The following is a 19,005-nucleotide window of genomic DNA, read 5'->3' as shown; positions in this document are numbered from 1 at the left end:
TTATAGTGCCCCGCACCTGAAAAAGCCCGGCGAACCCGCCGGGCTTTTTCTTGGCTGACAACTGCCCCCACCTGGGGCATTCTGTACGCCTTCGTTTCGCCCCCGTACAATGCGGGGTCATTTCAATGTCTTAGGCAATCGACACGGCTAACCATGCGCACCAGTCAATATCTGCTCGCCACCCAGAAAGAAACCCCTGCCGACGCAGTGGTCATCAGCCATCAGCTCATGCTGCGTGCCGGCATGATCCGCAAACTGGCCTCCGGCCTGTACACCTGGCTGCCGATGGGCCTGCGAGTCATGCGCAAGGTCGAAGCCGTGGTGCGCGAAGAAATGAACGCCGCCGGCGCCCTAGAGGTGCTGATGCCGAGCATCCAGCCTGCCGAGCTGTGGCAGGAGTCCGGCCGCTGGGAGCAGTACGGCCCCGAGCTGCTGCGCCTGAAAGACCGCCACAACCGTGACTTCTGCGTGGGCCCCACCCACGAGGAAGTCATCACTGATCTGGCCCGCAACGAGCTGTCCAGCTATAAACAGCTGCCGCTCAACATGTACCAGATCCAGACCAAATTCCGTGACGAGATCCGCCCGCGCTTCGGCCTGATGCGCGGCCGCGAGTTCATCATGAAGGATGCCTACTCCTTCCATGCCGACCAGGCTTCCCTCCAGGAAACCTACGACCGCATGCACCAGGCATACTCCAACGTCTTCACCCGCCTGGGCCTGGACTTCCGCCCAGTGCAGGCCGACACCGGCTCCATCGGTGGCAGCTATTCCCATGAATTCCACGTACTGGCCGAGTCCGGCGAAGACGACGTGATTTTCAGCGACAGCTCCGACTACGCCGCCAACATCGAGAAGGCCGAAGCCATCCCGCGCGAAACCGTGCGCCCAGCCCCGACCGAGGAGCTGCGCCTGGTCGACACTCCGGATGCCAAGACCATCGCCCAGCTGGTCGAAAACTTCGGCCTGCCGATCGAAAAAACCGTCAAGACCCTGATCGTGCGCGGCGCCGAAGAAGGCAAGCTGGTGGCATTGGTGGTCCGTGGTGACCACGAGCTGAACGAAATCAAGGCCACCAAGCTGGAACAGGTTGCCGACCCGTTGGTCATGGCTACCGATGCCGAACTGCGCGATGCCATCGGTGCCGGCGCCGGTTCCCTCGGCCCGCTGAACCTGCCGCTTGAATGCGTGATCGATCGCTCCGTCGCCCTGATGAGCGACTTCGGCATCGGCGCCAACATCGACGACAAGCACTACTTCGGCGTCAACTGGGAGCGTGACCTGCCAGTACCTCAGGTCGCCGACCTGCGCAACGTAGTCGAAGGTGACCCGAGCCCGGACGGCCAAGGCACCCTGGTGATCAAGCGCGGCATCGAAGTGGGCCACATCTTCCAGCTCGGCACCAAGTACAGCGAGGCTCTCAAGTGCCAGGTACTGGGCGAGAACGGCAAGCCGGTGACCCTGGCCATGGGCTGCTACGGCATTGGCGTGTCCCGTGTGGTTGCCGCGGCCATCGAGCAGAGCTACGACGACAAGGGCATCATCTGGAACGACGCCCTGGCCCCGTTCCAGATCGCTCTGGTACCGCTGCGTTACGAAACCGAGGTGGTGCGCGAGGCGACCGACAAGCTGTATGCCGAACTGACCGCCGCCGGCTTCGAAGTGCTGCTGGACGACCGCGACAAGAAGACCAGCCCGGGCATCAAATTTGCCGACATGGAGCTGATCGGCATTCCACACCGTATCGTCGTCAGCGACCGTGGCCTGGCCGATGGCAACCTGGAATACAAGCACCGCACCGAGCAGGACGCCCAACCGCTGCCGCTCAATGAAGTGCTGAGCTTCCTGCAGGCCCGCGTTCGCCGCTGATAATCAATGCACGAGTGATCATGTCCAAGCGAAGTACCTTTACCCTGGGGGGTGCCGCACTGTGCGGCACCCTGCTCGTCAGCGGCTGCGCCAACCAGATGTCCCAGCGCAGCGAGCATGAGGAGCGCGTCGAGCGCAAACTGCTCGAGCACACCCTGCAGATCGATGTCGGCGAGCCCAAGGTGATGGAGCTTCCGCAACGGCGCGTGCGCATTCATGAACAGAAGCGCTTCGAAGTCACCGAGTTCGAAGTGACTCGGCGCTACGACCGCTATACGCCTTACCAACCCTGGCGGGAGATCTACGAGATTCCGCTGGGTGCGGTCGCCGTTGTGGCCGGGGTCGGCGCCAACGTGGTCAACGTCTTTGCGCTGGGCAACCTGCCCGACAGCATGACCCACGACTGGCTCAGCTATGGCGTGGCCGGGATCAACCCGTTCATGAACGTGCAGTCCAACGGACGCGCTCAGCAGAACCTGGCCGGGATCAGCGAAGTGCAGAAGGACAAGCGCGAAGAATCCACCAGCCTGCCCTGGAGCGAGCGCCTCGTCGAAGTGAAGGCTGGCAAGCTGACCCACGAGCTGACCACCGACAGGAACGGCGTACTGCGCCTGAACCTCCTGGACAGCCCGTTCTCCGAGCAGCACCTCAACCACGTCGGCACCCTGCACATGCAGGTGGTCGACGAGGACAACGCGGTGCGCGGCGACGCCAGCCTGCTGGTCAGCGCCACCTTGCGCAACAAGCTGCAAGAAGCCCACGAACTGATCTTCGACGACCTCGAAGATGACGATGTCGGTCAGTGGGTGCATCGGGTCAAGCGCCTGTCGGAACTGGGCTTGGAAGAGGAAGCCAGCGAGATGGAGCAGAGCCTGGTCGAGCTGACTCGCAACGATCCGGAGCTGCAGCAGGAGTTTCTGCAGGCTCTGACCAAAGCCACGGGGCGGCTGGTGGCCGATCCAGGCGTGCAATGATTGAACAAGGGCTGCTTTTAGCAGCCCTTTTCATTTATCCGTGAACAACTCCAGCTGCTCATGCGCACCGCGCAAATCCCGTAACCGCACACCGACGCCCAACAATCGCACCGGCTTGCCGCCGCGGGCGAAGGCTTGGCGCAGCAATTGCCGATAGCTTTCCAGATCTCGCCCTGCTCCCGCCTGCTCCAGGGTGGTTTGGCTGAAGTCGTGGAACTTCACTTTGACGAAGGGTTTTTCAGGCCGGTAGCTGTTGTCCATTCGCCCAATCCGCTCGTTCAGGCTTTCAAGCAGCTCCGGCAGACGCTCCAGGCAACTGGCCAGGTCTGGCAGATCAGTATCGTAGGTGTTCTCCACACTCACCGACTGCCGGCGGCTGTCGTTGTGCACCGCCCGCTCATCGATGCCTCGCGCCAGCCCCCATAGCCGCTCGCCAAAACTGCCGAACTCGCGCACCAGGGTCAGGCGGGACCATTCGCGCAGGTCCTGGCAGGTATCGATACCCAGGCGAGCGAGCTTGTCTGCCGTGACCTTGCCCACTCCATGCAGCCGGGCGACCGGCAGGGCAGCGACAAAGGCCTCCACCTGGTCGGGCGTTATAACGAACAGCCCATTGGGCTTGCGCCAGTCGCTGGCGACCTTGGCCAGGAACTTGTTGGGCGCCACCCCGGCCGACACGGTGATGTGCAAGGTACGGGCAACACGCCGGCGAATGTCTTCAGCTATGCGCGTGGCGCTTCCGGCGAACCACTGGCTGTCACTGACATCCAGATAGGCCTCGTCCAGGGACAAGGGCTCGATCAGATCGGTGTAGTCACGGAAAATCGTGTGAATCTCACGCGAGGCTTCGCGGTAGGCCTCAAAGCGCGGCTTGACGATCAGCAGATCGGGACAGAGCTTGAGAGCGTGGCGCGAAGACATGGCCGAACGCACACCGTAGGCGCGAGCCTCATAGTTGCAAGTGGCGATCACCCCTCGATGGTCAGGGGAGCCGCCCACCGCCATGGGCCGACCAGCCAGGCGCGGGTCATCACGCATCTCGATGGCGGCGTAGAAGCAATCGCAGTCGATATGGATGATCTTGCGCAAAGACATGGACGACCGTCAGTACTGTAAATTCATACAGATAGTAGCGCATGCACCCCCATGCCTTACAGCCCGCCTCGATAATCGGCCTGAAAGCCCCGCCGCGCCTGCGCTGCAGCCTCCTAGCAAACGCTAAGGGTTTGAACGAAAAAGGTTTTTCTGAAGTAAATACTTGACATAGGGAAGTAAATCCGTAGAATTCGATCTCACAGGCGCGGGATGGAGCAGCCTGGTAGCTCGTCGGGCTCATAACCCGAAGGTCGTCGGTTCAAATCCGGCTCCCGCAACCAGATTCGAGAAAAGGCCACTGTTCATACAGTGGCCTTTTTCTTTTGCCCGAAAATAATGGCAGCGACGTTAATTTCAAGTAAATCAACAAGTAACGCTTGACGGCTGGCTGTGAAACTGTAGAATTCGATCCCACAGGCGCGGGATGGAGCAGCCTGGTAGCTCGTCGGGCTCATAACCCGAAGGTCGTCGGTTCAAATCCGGCTCCCGCAACCATATTCGAGAAAAGGCCACTGTTTACGCAGTGGCCTTTTTCTTTGCGCCATAAAAAGTGGAAATGAATTAAAAGCGTGGGAATTAGCGATAATGCTTGACCCCAAGGTATGAAGCTGTAGAATGCGCCCCTCTGACGCGGGATGGAGCAGCCTGGTAGCTCGTCGGGCTCATAACCCGAAGGTCGTCGGTTCAAATCCGGCTCCCGCAACCATATTCGTCAGAACAAACCCCGCCTGTGTAACAGCAGCGCGGGGTTTGTTGCATTTCATCGACTAAAAACCTCACCCCTCCCCTTTGCCGCCCGGGAACCCGCAGGTTTGAGATATCTCCTTCAGGATGAACTATCTTTAACCGTGCCGGACGACTGAAAGTAACGTTGGCCGGAGTAATATCTGGATACGTTTTCCAAAGGGACTTCCACTTGGCCGCACCTTTCCCGCACCTCGCGCTGTATGCACGGGGTAATCCATGACCTCCCATAATCCCGAACCCCAGGTTCCACTTGCCGCCGCATTGCCCACAGCCGCGCAACGCCTGCCCTGGCTCGAACGCTTGAGCCGCTACCGTCAACCGATCGGCCTCGGCATTACCCTGTTGCTGTTCTCCTTGGCATTGATTGCCTGTCGCCACCTGCTGAGCGAGCTGGACATCTATGCACTGCACGATGCCATGCTCAGCGTGCCGACCCAATCGCTGCTCGGCGCACTGCTTGCAACAGTCATCGGCTTCGTGATTCTGCTGGGATACGAATGGTCGGCAAGCCGCTATGCTGCCGTGAAACTGCCTGCGCGTACCCTCCTGCTCGGCGGCTTCAGCGCATTCGCCATCGGCAATGCCATTGGCCTGTCAATGTTGTCGGGTGGCTCTGTGCGCTATCGCCTGTATGCCCGCCAAGGCCTGGGGGCCGCCGAAGTGGCGCGTATGACGGTGTTTGCCAGCCTTTCCCTGGGCTGTGCACTGCCCCCCTTGGCCGCGCTCGCCACCTTGAGCAACCTGCCGGCAGCCTCGGCCGCCCTGCGCCTGCCATCGAGCGTGCTGGCCGGGATTGCCATCGCGGTACTGGCGTTGACCGCCGTCCTGGCCATCGGGCTGTACCGACGCCGCCTGGCAGAGCAGCCCCTGGCAGACAGCCTGCTGGTTCAACTTGGCCGACGCACCCTGCGCCTGCCTGGGGCCCGCCTGGCGGCACTGCAACTGCTGATCACCGCCCTGGACGTCGCGGCCGCCGCTACCGTGCTCTACCTGCTGCTGCCGGAAGCGCCGCCATTCGGTGCTTTCGTACTGGTCTACCTGCTGGCCCTGGCAGCCGGCGTGCTCAGCCATGTCCCGGGCGGTGTCGGGGTGTTCGAAGCGATTCTGCTGGCGGCGTTCGCCGACCAGCTCGGCGCCGCGCCACTGGCAGCTGCCCTGCTGCTGTACCGCTTGATCTACGTGGTATTGCCATTACTGGTAGCGTGCGTGCTGCTGCTGGCCAACGAAGCGCGCCGCCTGCTGTTCGCCCAGCAGGCAATCAAGGCCGCGTCCGGTCTGGCGGCGCCAATCCTGGCCATTCTGGTGTTCTTGTCTGGCGTGGTCCTGTTGTTCTCCGGCGCCACCCCGGAAATCGATACCCGCCTGGAACATATGGGGTTCCTGGTACCGCACCGCCTGATCGATGCCTCGCACTTCGGCGCCAGCCTGATCGGCGTGCTTTGCCTGCTATTGGCCCAAGGCTTGCGCCGGCGCCTGTCTGCCGCCTGGCTGCTGACCACCGTGCTGTTGCTGATGGGCGCCGTGCTGTCCCTGCTCAAGGGCTTCGACTGGGAGGAGGCTACGCTGCTGACGTCCACCGCCGCGCTGCTGGCGCTGTTCCGCCGCTCGTTCTATCGCCCGAGCCGCCTGCTGGAACTGCCCTTCTCACCCATCTACCTCGTGGCCAGCGCCTGCGTGGTCGGCGCTTCGGTATGGCTGCTGCTATTTGCCTACCAGGATGTGCCCTACAGCCATCAGCTGTGGTGGCAGTTCACCCTGGATGCCGATGCCCCGCGCGGCCTGCGAGCGGCCATGGGCAGCGCCGTACTGCTGGTAATCGTCTCCCTGACCTGGCTGTTGCGTACAGCGCGTCCGACCATCCACCTGCCCGACGCGGATGAGTTGCAGCGCGCCAACCGGATTCTGCTGGCTTCCGACCAACCCGACGGCGGTCTGGCGCTGACCGGCGACAAGGCTCTGCTGTTCCACCCCAGTGACAACGCCTTCCTCATGTATGCCCGCCGTGGCCGCAGCCTGGTGGCGCTATACGACCCGATCGGCCCGGCCCAGGAACGCGCCGAGATGATCTGGCAGTTCCGCGACTTGTGCGATTTGCACCATGCCCGTCCGGTGTTCTATCAGGTACGGGCGGAGAATCTGCCGTTCTACATGGACATCGGCCTGACCGCACTCAAGCTGGGCGAGGAGGCCCGGGTCGACCTGCGCCGCTTCGACATCGAAGCCAAGGGCAAGGAGATGAAGGACCTTCGCTACACGTGGAACCGAGGCGGCCGCGACGGCCTGAGCCTGGAAATCCACGAACCGGGCCACGCACCGCTGGCCGAGCTCAAGGAAATCTCCGACGCCTGGCTCGGCGGCAAGAACGTGCGCGAGAAAGGCTTCTCGCTGGGGCGCTTCAGCCCCGAGTACCTGCAGCATTTTCGCATCGCCCTAATCCGCTTCCAGGGCCGCCCGGTGGCCTTTGCCAACCTGCTGGAAACCCATGGCAACGAACTGGCCAGCCTCGACCTGATGCGCGCGCATCCCGAGGCGCCGAAGCTGACCATGGAGTTCATGATGGTTGGCCTGATCCTGCATTACAAAAGCCATGACTATGGCCGCTTCAGCCTGGGCATGGTCCCGCTATCCGGGCTGCAACCGCGACGTGGCGCACCCTTGACCCAGCGCCTTGGCTCAATGGTGTTCCGCCGCGGCGAACAACTCTACAACTTCCAGGGCCTGCGGCGCTTCAAGGACAAGTTTCAGCCGGACTGGGAACCTCGTTACATGGCCGTGCCAGCTGGGCTCGACCCGCTGGTTGCACTGGCCGACACCGCCGCCCTGATTGCTGGCGGCTTGACTGGATTGGTGAAACGCTGATGATCCGACGCTATTGGCTGTATGTACTGATACCCCTGTTGCTGGCTGCCCTTGCCGGTGGTGCGGCGTTCTGGTTGTGGACCCGCCCGGCTCCGGAAGCACGCCTGGAGCAACTCACCCTGAATGACACCAGCATCACCCGCGTCACCCCCGGCGTGCATGCCAAGGCCCGGGTCGCCATCGGTGTTCCCCAGGACCAGGTGCTTACCGACAAGCAACTGCTGGACCTGAGCCAGGCCGGTGAAGCCCAGCTGGTGCAGGTGATCCTGCCGCCTGGCGATTGCAGCAAGCAGCAACAGGCCATGGATCAGGCCTTGACCCAGTTGTCCGACAAACCAACCCTGGTCGCCGGTATCGGCCCAGGCGCAGCCCAGGCCTGGCGCTGGCTGGCTGCGCAAACCGACGACAAGGCCAAGGCCATATCGGTGGACTTCAACGTCGAACAGCCCGGCTGCACTGTCGCGCTGCCGAAATCAGCTGCACACGGTCACTGGAACGTTGCCTGGAACGACAATCCGGATGACGCCAGCGCCGCCTTCGTGCGCGATCAGGCCAATGCCGAAACCAGCATCAGCGACTACGACATCCACCTGCCACAGGTGCTCAAGGCGCAGCTGACCCAAGCGCTGGTGGGCCATGACGGTAATGCCCTGGCCATCCCGGTGGTTGAAGTGCCGGCCGGACAGACCACAGACACCGTCACCCTGTTCCTGTCCGGCGACGGTGGATGGCGTGACCTGGACCGCGACGTGGCCGGCGAGATGGCCAAGCTCGGTTATCCGGTGGTGGGTATCGACACCCTGCGCTACTACTGGCAGCACAAGACGCCCGAACAGAGTGCCGCCGACCTCTCCGAACTGATGCAGCACTACCGTCAGAAGTGGGGTACAAAACGGTTCGTGCTGACCGGCTACTCGTTCGGTGCGGACGTGTTGCCGGCGATCTACAACCGCCTGCCCGCCGAAGACCAGCAGCGCATCGACGCGGTGATGCTGCTCGCCTTTGCCCGCAGCGGCAGCTTCGAAATCGAGGTGGAAGGTTGGCTGGGCAAGGAAGGCCAGGAAGCGCCGACCGGGCCGGAAATGGCCAAGCTGCCAGCGTCCAAAGTGGTGTGCGTGTACGGTGTGGAAGAGACCGACGAGAGCGGTTGCACCGACAAGACAGCCGTGGGCGAGCGCATGAAACTGCCGGGTGGGCATCACTTCGACGAGAACTACCCGCAGCTGGCCAAGCGCTTGATCGATGAAATCGAGACGCGCCAGGGAAAATCGAGCGTCGCTGACAAGAATTGAAGTGAATCAGGGGGCGCTGCGCGCCCCATCGCTGGCAAGCCAGCTCCACAGGTACAGTGTGGGAGCTGGCTTGCCAGCGATGGGGCTTCCAAGCAGCCCCAGGCCTCATTCAGATCTCGACCTGCGTCCCCAGCTCGATCACCCGGTTGAGCGGCAGGTTGAAGAAGCGCAAGTTACCGTTGGCATTCTTCAGCAAGAACGCAAACAGGTTCCCCCGCCAGCGCGACATCCCCTCCAACCGCGACGCAATCACCGTTTCCCGGCTCAGGAAATAAGTCGTGCGCATCGGGCTGAAATCCAGCTCGTCCAGATGGCACAGCTTCAGCGCAGCAGGCACATCCGGCTCGTCCATGAAGCCGAAGTGCAGCAGCACGCGGAAGAACCCGTCGCCGTATGACTCCACCTCGAAGCGCTCCTGCTCCGGCACCCGCGGTCGGTCTTCGCTGACCACCGTCAGCAACACCACCTGGCTGTGCAGAACCTGGTTGTGCAGCATGTTGTGCAACAGCGCATGGGGCACGGCATCAGGCCGTGCAGTCAGGAACACCGCCGTACCTTCGACCCGGTGTGGCGGCTGCACGCGAATGCTGCTGATGAACACCGGCAGTGGCAAACCGCCTTCATCGATGCGTTCGACCAGGATCTGCTTGCCGCGCTTCCACGTGCTCATCAGCAGGAACAGCACGCCACCCGCCAGCACCGGGAAAGCACCGCCCTGGAGAATCTTCGGCACGTTGGCGGCAAAGAACAGCCCATCGACGAACAGGAAGCCCAGCAACACGGGCACCGCCAGCACCGGTGGCCACTTCCACAACAGCAGCATCACCGCCGACACCAGAATGGTGGTCATCAGCATGGTGCCAGTCACCGCCACGCCGTAGGCCGCCGCCAGGGCACCAGACGACTCGAAGCCGATCACCAGCAGCACCACGCCAACCATCAGCGTCCAATTCACCGCACCAATGTAGATCTGCCCCTGCTCGTCACTTGAGGTGTGCTGGATCTGCATGCGCGGGATGTAACCGAGCTGGATGGCCTGCCGGGTCAGGGAGAAGGCGCCCGAAATCACCGCCTGCGAGGCAATCACCGTGGCCATGGTCGCCAGCCCCACCAACGGCAGCAGGGCCCAGCCAGGCGCCAGCAGGTAGAACGGGTTGCGTGCCGCGTCGGGGTTCTGCAGCAGGATCGCGCCCTGACCGAAATAGTTGAGCACCAACGCCGGCAACACCAAGGCAAACCAGGCGCGGGCGATCGGCTTGCGGCCGAAATGCCCCATGTCGGCATACAGCGCCTCGGCGCCGGTCAATGCCAGCACCACGGCGCCAAGGATGGCCACGCCCATGCCGGGGTGGACCACGAAGAAGTTCACCGCCCAGCCTGGGTTGAAGGCCTTTAGCACTTCCGGGGTCTGCGAAATGCCATGCACCCCCAACGCCCCCAGTACCAGAAACCAGGCGACCATGATCGGGCCGAACGCCTTGCCGATTATTTCCGTGCCGTGCTTTTGCACCAGAAACAGCGCCACCAGCACCACCAGCGAGATCGGCACCACCCAGTGGTCGATGCCATCGAACGCCAGGCCCATGCCCTCTACCGCCGACAGCACCGAAACCGCCGGGGTGATCATGCTGTCGCCGTAGAACAGCGAGGCACCGATCAGCCCGCAGATGACCATCAGCGTGCGCAGCCTCGGGTAGGCGGCCGTAGCCCGCCTCGCCAACGCGGTCAGCGCCATGGTACCGCCCTCACCCTGGTTGTCGGCTCGCAGGATGAACATCACGTACTTGAAAGATACCACCCACAACAGCGACCAGAGAATCAGCGACAGAATCCCCAGCACACCATCATGATTGACCGGAACGCCATAACCGCCAGTGAAGACTTCCTTGAGGGTATACAACGGGCTGGTGCCGATATCGCCATAGACCACCCCAACAGCTGCCACCAGTAGGCTGATCGAGCGTGTCGCCCCCTGCCCGCCCTCGGCGTGACTGCTTGCCTGAACCATCGACCACTCCCGCAAACGGCCGCAACGACCGGTAGATTTCACCCCCGCGCCAAGGCATCACCGACGCCTGGACGCAACGGTGCGAAGCATAGCGCAGCGTTCGTCGCTTTTGTGCTGGTCAAGCGACCTTGCGCTCGCTAGAATTGCGCACTTTTTGATCAGAGGCGCCCACAGCGCCCGCCAGGTTCGCCCTGCCACCGGTGGGGCGAGCTGCATTCAATACCGAGGTTAGTCATGTCCACCACTCCCGCCACCCCTAAGGTCGGATTCGTCAGCCTGGGCTGCCCGAAGGCTTTGGTCGATTCCGAGCGCATCCTCACCCAACTGCGCATGGAAGGCTATGAAGTCGTGCCCACCTACGAAGACGCCGATGTGGTGGTGGTCAACACCTGCGGCTTCATCGACAGCGCCAAAGCCGAATCGCTGGAAGTGATCGGCGAAGCGATCAAGGAAAACGGCAAGGTCATCGTCACCGGCTGCATGGGCGTCGAGGAAGGCAACATCCGTGACGTGCACCCGAGCGTGCTGTCGGTCAGCGGCCCGCAGCAGTACGAGCAGGTGGTCAACGCCGTGCACGAAGTGGTGCCGCCACGCCAGGACCACAACCCGCTTATCGACCTGGTACCACCGCAGGGCGTCAAGCTGACCCCGCGCCACTATGCCTACCTGAAGATTTCCGAGGGCTGCAACCACAGCTGCAGCTTCTGCATCATCCCGTCGATGCGCGGCAAGCTGGTCAGCCGCCCGGTCGGCGAAGTGCTTAGTGAGGCCGAGCGCCTGGTCAAGGCCGGCGTCAAGGAAATTCTGGTGATCTCCCAGGACACCAGCGCCTACGGCGTCGACGTCAAGTACAAGACCGACTTCTGGAACGGCCGCCCGGTCAAGACCCGCATGCTGGAGCTGTGCGAAGCACTGAGCAGCTTGGGTGCCTGGGTGCGCCTGCACTATGTATACCCATACCCGAACGTCGACGACGTGATTCCGCTGATGGCGGCCGGCAAGATCCTGCCGTACCTGGACATCCCGTTCCAGCACGCCAGCCCCAAGGTACTCAAGTCGATGAAGCGCCCCGCCTTCGAAGACCGCACCCTGGCGCGCATCAAGAACTGGCGCGAACAGTGCCCTGAACTGGTGATCCGTTCGACCTTCATCGTCGGCTTCCCGGGCGAGACCGAAGAAGACTTCCAGTACCTGCTGGACTGGCTGACCGAAGCGCAGCTCGACCGTGTCGGCTGCTTCCAGTATTCGCCGGTCGAGGGCGCACCCGCCAACGACCTGGGCCTGGACGAAGTGCCGGACGACGTCAAACAGGACCGTTGGGATCGCTTCATGGCCCACCAGCAGGCGATCAGCGCCGCACGCCTGCAACTGCGCATCGGCAAGGAAATCGAAGTGCTGATCGACGAAGTCGAGGAGCAGGGCTCGGTGGGCCGCAGCTTCTTCGATGCACCGGAGATCGATGGCAGCGTGTTCATCGATGGCAACCACGGCTTCAAGCCGGGTGACAAGGTACGTTGCCGAGTCGTCGATGCCGACGAGTATGACATGTGGGCCGAGCCTGTCTGAGGCTTGCACCCGCAACCAAGCCCCGCCTACTGGCGTAATGCTGTTCACTTAAGCATTTGAGTCCAAGCCGGGGTTTCTAGAGAATCCGATACCAGCCCCCTGGTATCGGATTTTTTGTGCCCAATCAGCAGCAGTTGCTCGATCTCGGCGATCTCTTCAATTTCTCCGACCTTAGCGCCTTCACCCAGAATATCCCTGTTGAGTGGGTTGCCAGTGCGCTTAACCTCTCGGCGCAAGCCACCATCCGGCGGCGGCGCCTGCCAAGCGATCAGGTGCTTTGGTTGGTGCTGGGCATGGCCCTGTTCCGCGATGAGCCTGTTCATGAAGTGGCCAGGCGGCTGAATATCTGCGCTCAAGGCTTGGCTTCTGACCAGTTGTTGGCGCGTAGCGGCGTGACCGAAGCACGTAAACGATTGGGTGCCGACCCAGTCGACTCCTTGTTCCGCCAGACCGGTAAACAGTGGGGCTGCGAGCGATACGAAGGTGATGACTGGAACGTCCTGCAAGTGTTCGCGGTGGACGGCGCATTACTGCGAACGCCCGACTCGCCTGAGTTGCGAGAGCATTTCGGCTCGGGCAACACCGGCACTGAACGCCAGACACCATTCCCGATGCTACGCCTCGTTGCACTGATGAATGTACGTTCCCACGTGATTCTCGACGCCCAACACAGCCCCTACCGTGGCAGCGAGATGCGCTTGGCTGAGACCTTTGCGGGGCAGATTCCGGACAATTCGACCACCTTGTTCGAAGGCTTTTGGGGGCAGACTTGTTGCTGAGCGTCGCCGAGGGTGGCGACAATCGCCACTGGTTAACGCCGGCCCGCAAGAACCTGGTCATGGAGGAAGTCGAGCGTTATGGCGAGCACGATCGCCGTGTGCGGATGAAGGTCTCGCCTCAGGCTCGAAAGCGAAACCCGAACTTGCCCACACACTGGGAGGTGCGGGAGGTCAGCTATGAAAGCCAAGGACAGATCCGATCGCTACTCACTTCACTGCCAACGGAAGGCTACAGCGCGAAGGCCGTGGCCGAGCTGTACCTGGAGCGCTGGGAGATTGAATTAGGCTTTCGAGCTATCAAAAGCTCGATGCAGCAGAATGCCGTGACGCTGCGCAGCAAGAAGGTCGAGCTGATTTATCAGGAAGTCTGGGGACTGTTGCTGGCTTACAACATCATCCACCGGGAGGCCAGCCAAGCCTGCCTTTGGTCGAACACCGTCGGACATACGCTTCAAACCGGCCTGTCATTTGTGCGGCGAGAAAAAGAGAGGGCGACTCCAGAGGGTGCTGACACACCCAAGGGAGACGCCAGATCGCAGAGATAGCCTGCAAGCCAGCCAAGGCCTCACTGCTCGCGCGAGCGTGGCGGAGCCTAGCAGAAAAACTTAAGGCTTTGCAGATGCTTAGAGACATCCGTTGCGGTAATTGCAAACGACTTCTCGCCCGAGTGGCGGGAGTCACCCAGCTCCAGATCAAGTGCTCCCGTTGTGGGACATTGAATCATGAGAGGGCCCTGAGCCCCGAGCCATCGCCTTTGAGCGACATACAAGCGAAATTATTCGCGAAAGTCATTTAACTCAAAAGGTGCTTTTTTATGAGTGACATTATCGAATTACCACCAACTTACATTTATGCCTATGGGTCGCCTGAGGCCTCTAGCGGACTAGGGTCGCCATCAATGCCCACATCCAGCCCCCCCCCGTCGACAGCGCTAGAAATTTTATCGCAAGTGGCCAGGTCACCCCCGACTAGTTCGAAACGCCTACTGGCGGGGTTTTTTTTTGCATCTATGGTTTCCTCAGGGCCCCAGAGGACATCGCCATGCATTCGGCACTGACGCTGCAAACCCCGCATCTGACAGACTACCCGGCGCTGGTCCAGGTCTGGGAAGACTCGGTACGCGCGACCCACGATTTCCTTCCCGATGCCTACATCCTGCTGTTGCGCGAACATGTCCTGCGCAGCTATCTCGACGCCGTGATGCTCATCTGCTGCAAAGACCACCAACGCATCTGCGGCTTCGCCGGTGTCGCCAACGGCCGTGTCGACATGCTGTTCGTCGCTCCAGCCTATCGCGGCCGGGGCGTCGGCAGACGCCTGCTGCGCTACGCCATCGCCGAGCTCAACGCCGAGACCCTGGATGTCAACGAGCAGAACCCGCAGGCCTTGGGCTTCTACCTGCACGAAGGCTTCGAAGTGATTGGCCGCTCGGAAACCGACGGTTTGGGGCAACCCTATCCCCTGCTCCATATGAAACTGATTCGTACAACGTCCTAGGACGCCTAAGTAGGAAGCCGTGCAATGTTTCTGAAATGGCGCATTTGACACAGATTCCCATCATCTAGCGGCCATGGGCAGGTACAATGGCGGTCTTTCCCTGCATTGCGAATCGACCTCCATGTCCGAACCCGTCCGCCTGTCCAAACGCCTCATCGAGCAGCTCGGTTGCTCCCGCCGCGAGGCCGAGCTGTATATCGAGGGGGGCTGGGTCACGGTCGATGGCATCGTGGTCGAGCAACCACAGTTCAAGGTGGACGCCCAGCGCATCGCGCTGTTGCCAGGCGCCAGGGCAGAAACCCTTGAACCGGTGACCTTGCTGCTCAACCAGCAAGCAGGCATCGACAGCGAGACGGCGCGCGCCAGCATCAATCTGGGCAACCTCAGCGAAGCCCATCGCGAAGGTGTACGGCCGCTGCACGGGCACTTCGCCCGGCTGTCCTGTGTCGCACCGCTGGAACGCGGCGCCAGCGGCCTGCAGGTATATACCCAGGACTGGCGGGTAACCCGCAAGATCGACGCCGACCTGCGCAAGCTGGAGCAGGAATACATCATCGAGGTGCGCGGCGAGACCACGCCGCAGGCTTTGGAAAGGCTGGCGCGCGGGGCAACCCGCAATGACCGGGAGTTGCCGAAGGCCAAGGCCAGCTGGCAGAACGAAACCCACTTGCGCCTGGCGCTGAAGAACCCGCAACCCGGACAGATTTCCGAACTGTGCGCCTACCTGCGCCTGGAAGTGCGCAGCATGCGCCGCATTCGCCTGGGTGGCGTGGCCATGGGCAAACTGCCCCTGGGGCAATGGCGCTACCTGGCCAGCACCGAACGTTTCTAAGTAATACGCCGCGCTCAGGCACGGCTTCTGAACAGGATTCTGTAGCAATGAACCACAACGATGTCCTTCGCAGCTTGCGCTACATGCTCAAGGTGAACGACGCCAAGATGGCCGAAATCATCGCGCTGTCCGGCCTCGAGGTAAACCCGGTGGTGCTCGCCACCTACCTGAAGAAAGAAGACGAGGCAGGTTTTGTACGCTGCCCAGAGCGGGTGATGGCGCACTTCCTCGACGGCCTGGTGATCCACCGCCGCGGCAAGGACGACAGCCGTGCACCGCAACCGGTCGAACTGCCAGTGACCAACAACACCATCCTCAAAAAGCTGCGGGTGGCCTTCGAGTTGAAGGAAGAGGACCTGCACGTGATCCTCAAATCGGTCAACTTCCCGGTGTCCAAACCCGAACTCAGCGCGCTGTTCCGCAAGGTCGGCCATGACAACTACCGCCCGTGCGGCGACCAATTGCTGCGCAACTTCCTCAAGGGCCTGACCCTTCGGGTGCGTGGCTAAGTGACCATGCAGCACACGGTCACACCAGTCGGCATCGTGCGCTCCTGCTTCAAGGAGAAGTTCGCCATTCCGCGCCAGCCGCAGTTGGCGCCCGCGGCACGTGGCGTGCTGGAACTGCTGCCGCCCTTCGACCAGGGCGATGCCGTAGAGGGCCTTGAGCAGGTCAGCCATGTCTGGCTGCTGTTTCTGTTCCATCAGGCCCTGGAAGACAAGCCACGCCTGAAAGTGCGCCCACCGCGCCTGGGCGGCAACAAGAGCATGGGGGTGTTCGCCACCCGTGCGACGCACCGCCCGAATGGCATCGGCCAATCGGTGGTGCGCCTGGAGGGCGTGGAGCCGGGGCGGCTGCTGCTGTCGGGGATCGACCTGCTCGACGGTACACCAGTGCTCGACATCAAGCCCTATGTGCCTTACGCCGACAGCATCGCCGGGGCGAGCAACCTCATGGCCAGCGCTGCGCCTCAGGCAATTGCCGTGCAATGGGGCGACGTTGCCCTGCCCCAGGCCAGGGCCCATGCACTGCGCCTGGGCGAGCCGCTGGTGGAGCTGATCGAGCAATGCCTGGCCCAGGACCCACGTCCGGCCTACCAGGTGCCTGCGCCGGAGCGCGTGTACGGGGTGAAGTTCTGGGATGTGCAGGTCCGTTGGCAATACCCCCAGGCCGATGTGATTCGGGTGCTGGAAGTGGTACGCGAAAGCTGAAGCCCATGAACCTTGAGCAATAAAAAACGCAGGCCAAGGCCTGCGTTTTTTATTGCTGCATTCGCATTACTTCTCGACGAAGGCACGCTCGATCAGGTAATCACCCGGCTCGCGCATACGCGGCGAAATCTTCAAACCGAAGCTGTCGAGCACTTCGCTGGTCTCGTCGAGCATGCTCGGGCTACCGCAGATCATCGCACGGTCATCCTGCGGGTTGATCGGTGGCAGGCCGATGTCGCTGAACAGCTTGCCGCTGCGCATCAGGTCGGTCAGGCGGCCCTGGTTCTCGAACGGCTCGCGAGTCACGGTCGGGTAGTAGATCAGCTTGTCACGCACGGCCTCACCGAAGAACTCGTTCTGCGGCAGGTGTTCAGTGATGAACTCGCGATAGGCCACTTCGTTCACGTAACGAACGCCGTGCACCAGGATCACCTTTTCGAAACGCTCGTAGGTTTCCGGATCCTGAATGACGCTCATGAACGGCGCCAGGCCGGTGCCGGTGCTCAGCAGGTAGAGGTGCTTGCCTGGGTTCAGGTCGTCAAGTACCAGTGTGCCGGTAGGCTTCTTGCTGATGATGATCTCGTCGCCTTCCTTCAGGTGCTGCAGCTGGGAAGTCAGCGGGCCGTCCGGCACCTTGATGCTGAAGAATTCCAGATGCTCTTCCCAGTTCGGCGACGCGATGGAATAGGCGCGCATGAGCGGACGGCCATTGTCCTGTTGCAGGCCGATCATCACGAACTGACCGTTCTCGAAGCGCAGGCCCGGGTCGCGGGTGCACTTGAAGCTGAACAGGGTGTCGTTCCAGTGATGCACACTGAGGACACGTTCGTGGTTCATGTTGCTCATCTATGGGGCTCCTGAAGAAAAACGCAGCGCGCAAGACGCGCAGTTGCGCGATAGTTTAGGGGCAGCGACAATATCTGTTAACTGAATTATCAAGATATGTGTTATCGGTTATATAGATATGCGATTTACACTTCGTCAGCTCCAGGTCTTCGTTGCCGTAGCCCAGCACCAAAGCGTCTCTCGAGCCGCCAGCGTGCTGGCTTTGTCGCAATCGGCCGCCAGTACATCGATCACCGAGCTTGAGCGGCAATCAAGCTGCCAACTGTTCGACCGCGCGGGCAAGCGTCTGGCCCTCAACGCCCTTGGCCATCAGCTATTGCCTCAGGCAGTTGCACTGCTCGACCAGGCCAAGGAAATTGAAGACTTGCTCAACGGCAAGTCCGGTTTCGGCTCGCTGGCGGTGGGCGCTACGCTGACCATCGGTAACTACCTGGCCACGCTGCTGATCGGCAGCTTCATGCAGGTACACCCGGAAAGCCAGGTGAAACTGCACGTGCAGAACACAGCTCACATAGTGCACCAGGTGGCACAGTACGAAATTGATCTGGGTCTGATTGAAGGCGACTGCAACCACCCGGACCTTGAGGTGCAACCTTGGGTCGAAGACGAGCTGGTGGTGTTCTGTGCCCCGCAACATCCACTCGCCAAGCTTGGCCGGGCCGATGTCGAGCGCTTGTCCCATGAGGACTGGATCGTGCGCGAACAGGGCTCCGGCACGCGCCTGACCTTCGACCAGGCCATGCGTCATCATCGCGCCAACCTGAACATCCGCTTGGAGCTGGAGCACACCGAGGCGATCAAGCGGGCCGTGGAGTCGGGGTTGGGCATCAGCTGCATTTCGCGCATGGCCCTGCGTGATGCATTCCGCCGTGGCAGCCTGGTACCGGTGGAGACACCGGAGCTGGACCTGATGAGACAGTTCTATTTCATCTGGCACAAACAAAAGTACCAGACTTCGGCCATGCGCGAGTTTCTCGAACTCTGTCGCAACTTCACTGCGGGCTTTACCCGCAGTGATGAAATCGTATTGCCGCCTATCGCTTAAAGCAGAATCACGCCCCAAACCAGCGCGACCATGGTCAGCGCCACCAGCTGCGCGGCGCTACCCATGTCCTTGGCGTTCTTCGACAACGGGTGGCGTTCGAGGGAGATTCGGTCGATGGCCGCCTCCACTGCAGAGTTGAACAGCTCGACGATCAATCCGAGCAGGCACACCGCGATCATGATCGCCCGTTCGGCACGGCTGACTGGCAGCCAGAAGGCGATCGGAATCAACAGGACATTGAGCAATACCAACTGGCGGAAGGCTGCTTCACCTTTGAAGGCGGCGCGCAAACCGTCCAGCGAATAGCCGGCGGCGTTGAAGATGCGTTTGAGGCCGGTCTGGCCTTTGAATGGCGACATGTGAGTCACTTCACAGATAAAAGGCC

Annotated in this window: 15 protein-coding genes, 3 tRNA genes and 1 pseudogene; 15 read left to right on the top strand and 4 right to left on the bottom strand. The window is 61.6% G+C overall.

Annotation, left to right across the window (positions count from 1 at the left end; genetic code table 11):
- Positions 1–153: 153 nt before the first annotated feature.
- Complete coding sequence (locus KU43P_RS06455; RefSeq protein WP_317661640.1) at positions 154–1,869, top strand: proline--tRNA ligase; 1,716 nt, start codon at positions 154–156, stop codon at positions 1,867–1,869.
- A gap of 20 nt (positions 1,870–1,889) precedes the next feature.
- Complete coding sequence (locus KU43P_RS06450) at positions 1,890–2,843, top strand: hypothetical protein (protein WP_317661638.1); 954 nt, start codon at positions 1,890–1,892, stop codon at positions 2,841–2,843.
- 30 nt (positions 2,844–2,873) lie between these two features.
- Here the strand turns inward: KU43P_RS06450 and dinB are convergent, their stop codons facing one another.
- Positions 2,874–3,932 (bottom strand): DNA polymerase IV, encoded by a 1,059-nt coding sequence (gene dinB, locus KU43P_RS06445; protein WP_317663751.1) that lies wholly within the window; start codon positions 3,930–3,932, stop codon positions 2,874–2,876.
- A gap of 210 nt (positions 3,933–4,142) precedes the next feature.
- Between dinB and KU43P_RS06440 the strand changes: the two genes are divergently transcribed.
- The 5 genes from KU43P_RS06440 to KU43P_RS06420 all read left to right on the top strand — a co-directional run bounded on the left by KU43P_RS06440 (position 4,143) and on the right by KU43P_RS06420 (position 8,836).
- A tRNA-Met gene (locus KU43P_RS06440) sits at positions 4,143–4,219 on the top strand.
- Positions 4,220–4,356: 137 nt separating this feature from the next.
- A tRNA-Met gene (locus KU43P_RS06435) sits at positions 4,357–4,433 on the top strand.
- Positions 4,434–4,567: 134 nt separating this feature from the next.
- Positions 4,568–4,644 (top strand) — tRNA-Met (locus tag KU43P_RS06430).
- A 257-nt stretch (positions 4,645–4,901) separates the two neighbouring features.
- A complete protein-coding gene (gene mprF, locus KU43P_RS06425; protein ID WP_317661636.1) occupies positions 4,902–7,544 on the top strand; it encodes a bifunctional lysylphosphatidylglycerol flippase/synthetase MprF in 2,643 nt (880 codons plus the stop codon).
- Positions 7,544–8,836, top strand: a complete 1,293-nt coding sequence (locus tag KU43P_RS06420) for a virulence factor family protein (RefSeq protein ID WP_317661634.1) — start codon at positions 7,544–7,546, stop codon at positions 8,834–8,836. The genes mprF and KU43P_RS06420 overlap by 1 nt, the downstream gene beginning before the upstream one ends.
- Before the next feature lie 109 nt (positions 8,837–8,945).
- Here KU43P_RS06420 and KU43P_RS06415 read toward each other — a convergent pair whose 3' ends face one another.
- The gene (locus KU43P_RS06415; RefSeq protein ID WP_317661632.1) at positions 8,946–10,844 is read right to left on the bottom strand and encodes a potassium transporter Kup; all 1,899 of its coding nucleotides are present in this window, start codon (positions 10,842–10,844) and stop codon (positions 8,946–8,948) included.
- A 234-nt stretch (positions 10,845–11,078) separates the two neighbouring features.
- On the opposite strand from KU43P_RS06415, the gene rimO reads away from it, so the two are divergent.
- The 7 genes and pseudogenes from rimO to tsaA all read left to right on the top strand — a co-directional run bounded on the left by rimO (position 11,079) and on the right by tsaA (position 16,729).
- On the top strand, positions 11,079–12,410 hold the full coding sequence (gene rimO, locus KU43P_RS06410) for a 30S ribosomal protein S12 methylthiotransferase RimO (protein WP_317661631.1): 1,332 nt from the start codon (positions 11,079–11,081) through the stop codon (positions 12,408–12,410).
- Positions 12,411–12,526: 116 nt separating this feature from the next.
- Positions 12,527–13,654: pseudogene (locus tag KU43P_RS06405) on the top strand (IS4 family transposase); the annotation flags it as partial.
- Positions 13,655–13,802: 148 nt separating this feature from the next.
- A complete protein-coding gene (locus tag KU43P_RS06400; RefSeq protein ID WP_317661630.1) occupies positions 13,803–13,985 on the top strand; it encodes a zinc finger domain-containing protein in 183 nt (60 codons plus the stop codon).
- Between the two features lie 245 nt (positions 13,986–14,230).
- On the top strand, positions 14,231–14,686 hold the full coding sequence (locus KU43P_RS06395) for a GNAT family N-acetyltransferase (protein ID WP_317661629.1): 456 nt from the start codon (positions 14,231–14,233) through the stop codon (positions 14,684–14,686).
- 121 nt (positions 14,687–14,807) lie between these two features.
- Positions 14,808–15,518, top strand: a complete 711-nt coding sequence (locus KU43P_RS06390) for an rRNA pseudouridine synthase (RefSeq protein ID WP_317661627.1) — start codon at positions 14,808–14,810, stop codon at positions 15,516–15,518.
- Between the two features lie 47 nt (positions 15,519–15,565).
- A complete protein-coding gene (locus KU43P_RS06385; RefSeq protein WP_317661625.1) occupies positions 15,566–16,027 on the top strand; it encodes a DUF1456 family protein in 462 nt (153 codons plus the stop codon).
- A 6-nt stretch (positions 16,028–16,033) separates the two neighbouring features.
- Positions 16,034–16,729, top strand: coding sequence for a tRNA (N6-threonylcarbamoyladenosine(37)-N6)-methyltransferase TrmO (gene tsaA / locus KU43P_RS06380; RefSeq protein WP_317663750.1), 696 nt, complete (start codon positions 16,034–16,036; stop codon positions 16,727–16,729).
- A 66-nt stretch (positions 16,730–16,795) separates the two neighbouring features.
- On the opposite strand, the gene fpr is transcribed toward tsaA, so the two are convergent.
- Entirely contained in the window at positions 16,796–17,575 is a 780-nt protein-coding gene (gene fpr / locus KU43P_RS06375; protein WP_023381933.1) for a ferredoxin-NADP reductase, read from the bottom strand.
- Positions 17,576–17,693: 118 nt separating this feature from the next.
- On the opposite strand from fpr, the gene finR reads away from it, so the two are divergent.
- On the top strand, positions 17,694–18,620 hold the full coding sequence (finR, locus tag KU43P_RS06370; RefSeq protein WP_317661624.1) for a LysR family transcriptional regulator FinR: 927 nt from the start codon (positions 17,694–17,696) through the stop codon (positions 18,618–18,620).
- Here finR and KU43P_RS06365 read toward each other — a convergent pair.
- Positions 18,617–18,979, bottom strand: coding sequence for a diacylglycerol kinase (locus KU43P_RS06365; RefSeq protein WP_008094698.1), 363 nt, complete (start codon positions 18,977–18,979; stop codon positions 18,617–18,619). The two genes, finR and KU43P_RS06365, sit on opposite strands and share 4 nt — an antisense overlap.
- Between the last annotated feature and the right edge of the window lie 26 nt (positions 18,980–19,005).

Origin of the sequence: Pseudomonas sp. KU43P (genome assembly GCF_033095865.1) — a bacterium.
Lineage (GTDB): Bacteria > Pseudomonadota > Gammaproteobacteria > Pseudomonadales > Pseudomonadaceae > Aquipseudomonas.
Note: the sequence above shows the minus strand (reverse complement) of the source record. Positions and strands in the feature narration are given on the sequence as shown.

Excerpts from the sequence above, each read along its gene's own strand:
- KU43P_RS06415 (WP_317661632.1), bottom strand. The coding sequence starts at position 10,844 with ATGGTTCAGGCAAGCAGTCACGCCGAGGGCGGGCAGGGGGCGACACGC.
- KU43P_RS06455 (WP_317661640.1), top strand. The coding sequence starts at position 154 with ATGCGCACCAGTCAATATCTGCTCGCCACCCAGAAAGAAACCCCTGCC.
- tsaA (WP_317663750.1), top strand. The coding sequence starts at position 16,034 with ATGCAGCACACGGTCACACCAGTCGGCATCGTGCGCTCCTGCTTCAAG.
- KU43P_RS06420 (WP_317661634.1), top strand. The coding sequence starts at position 7,544 with ATGATCCGACGCTATTGGCTGTATGTACTGATACCCCTGTTGCTGGCT.
- KU43P_RS06365 (WP_008094698.1), bottom strand. The coding sequence starts at position 18,979 with ATGTCGCCATTCAAAGGCCAGACCGGCCTCAAACGCATCTTCAACGCC.
- fpr (WP_023381933.1), bottom strand. The coding sequence starts at position 17,575 with ATGAGCAACATGAACCACGAACGTGTCCTCAGTGTGCATCACTGGAAC.
- mprF (WP_317661636.1), top strand. The coding sequence starts at position 4,902 with ATGACCTCCCATAATCCCGAACCCCAGGTTCCACTTGCCGCCGCATTG.
- KU43P_RS06450 (WP_317661638.1), top strand. The coding sequence starts at position 1,890 with ATGTCCAAGCGAAGTACCTTTACCCTGGGGGGTGCCGCACTGTGCGGC.
- KU43P_RS06395 (WP_317661629.1), top strand. The coding sequence starts at position 14,231 with ATGCATTCGGCACTGACGCTGCAAACCCCGCATCTGACAGACTACCCG.
- KU43P_RS06390 (WP_317661627.1), top strand. The coding sequence starts at position 14,808 with ATGTCCGAACCCGTCCGCCTGTCCAAACGCCTCATCGAGCAGCTCGGT.
- KU43P_RS06385 (WP_317661625.1), top strand. The coding sequence starts at position 15,566 with ATGAACCACAACGATGTCCTTCGCAGCTTGCGCTACATGCTCAAGGTG.
- rimO (WP_317661631.1), top strand. The coding sequence starts at position 11,079 with ATGTCCACCACTCCCGCCACCCCTAAGGTCGGATTCGTCAGCCTGGGC.
- finR (WP_317661624.1), top strand. The coding sequence starts at position 17,694 with ATGCGATTTACACTTCGTCAGCTCCAGGTCTTCGTTGCCGTAGCCCAG.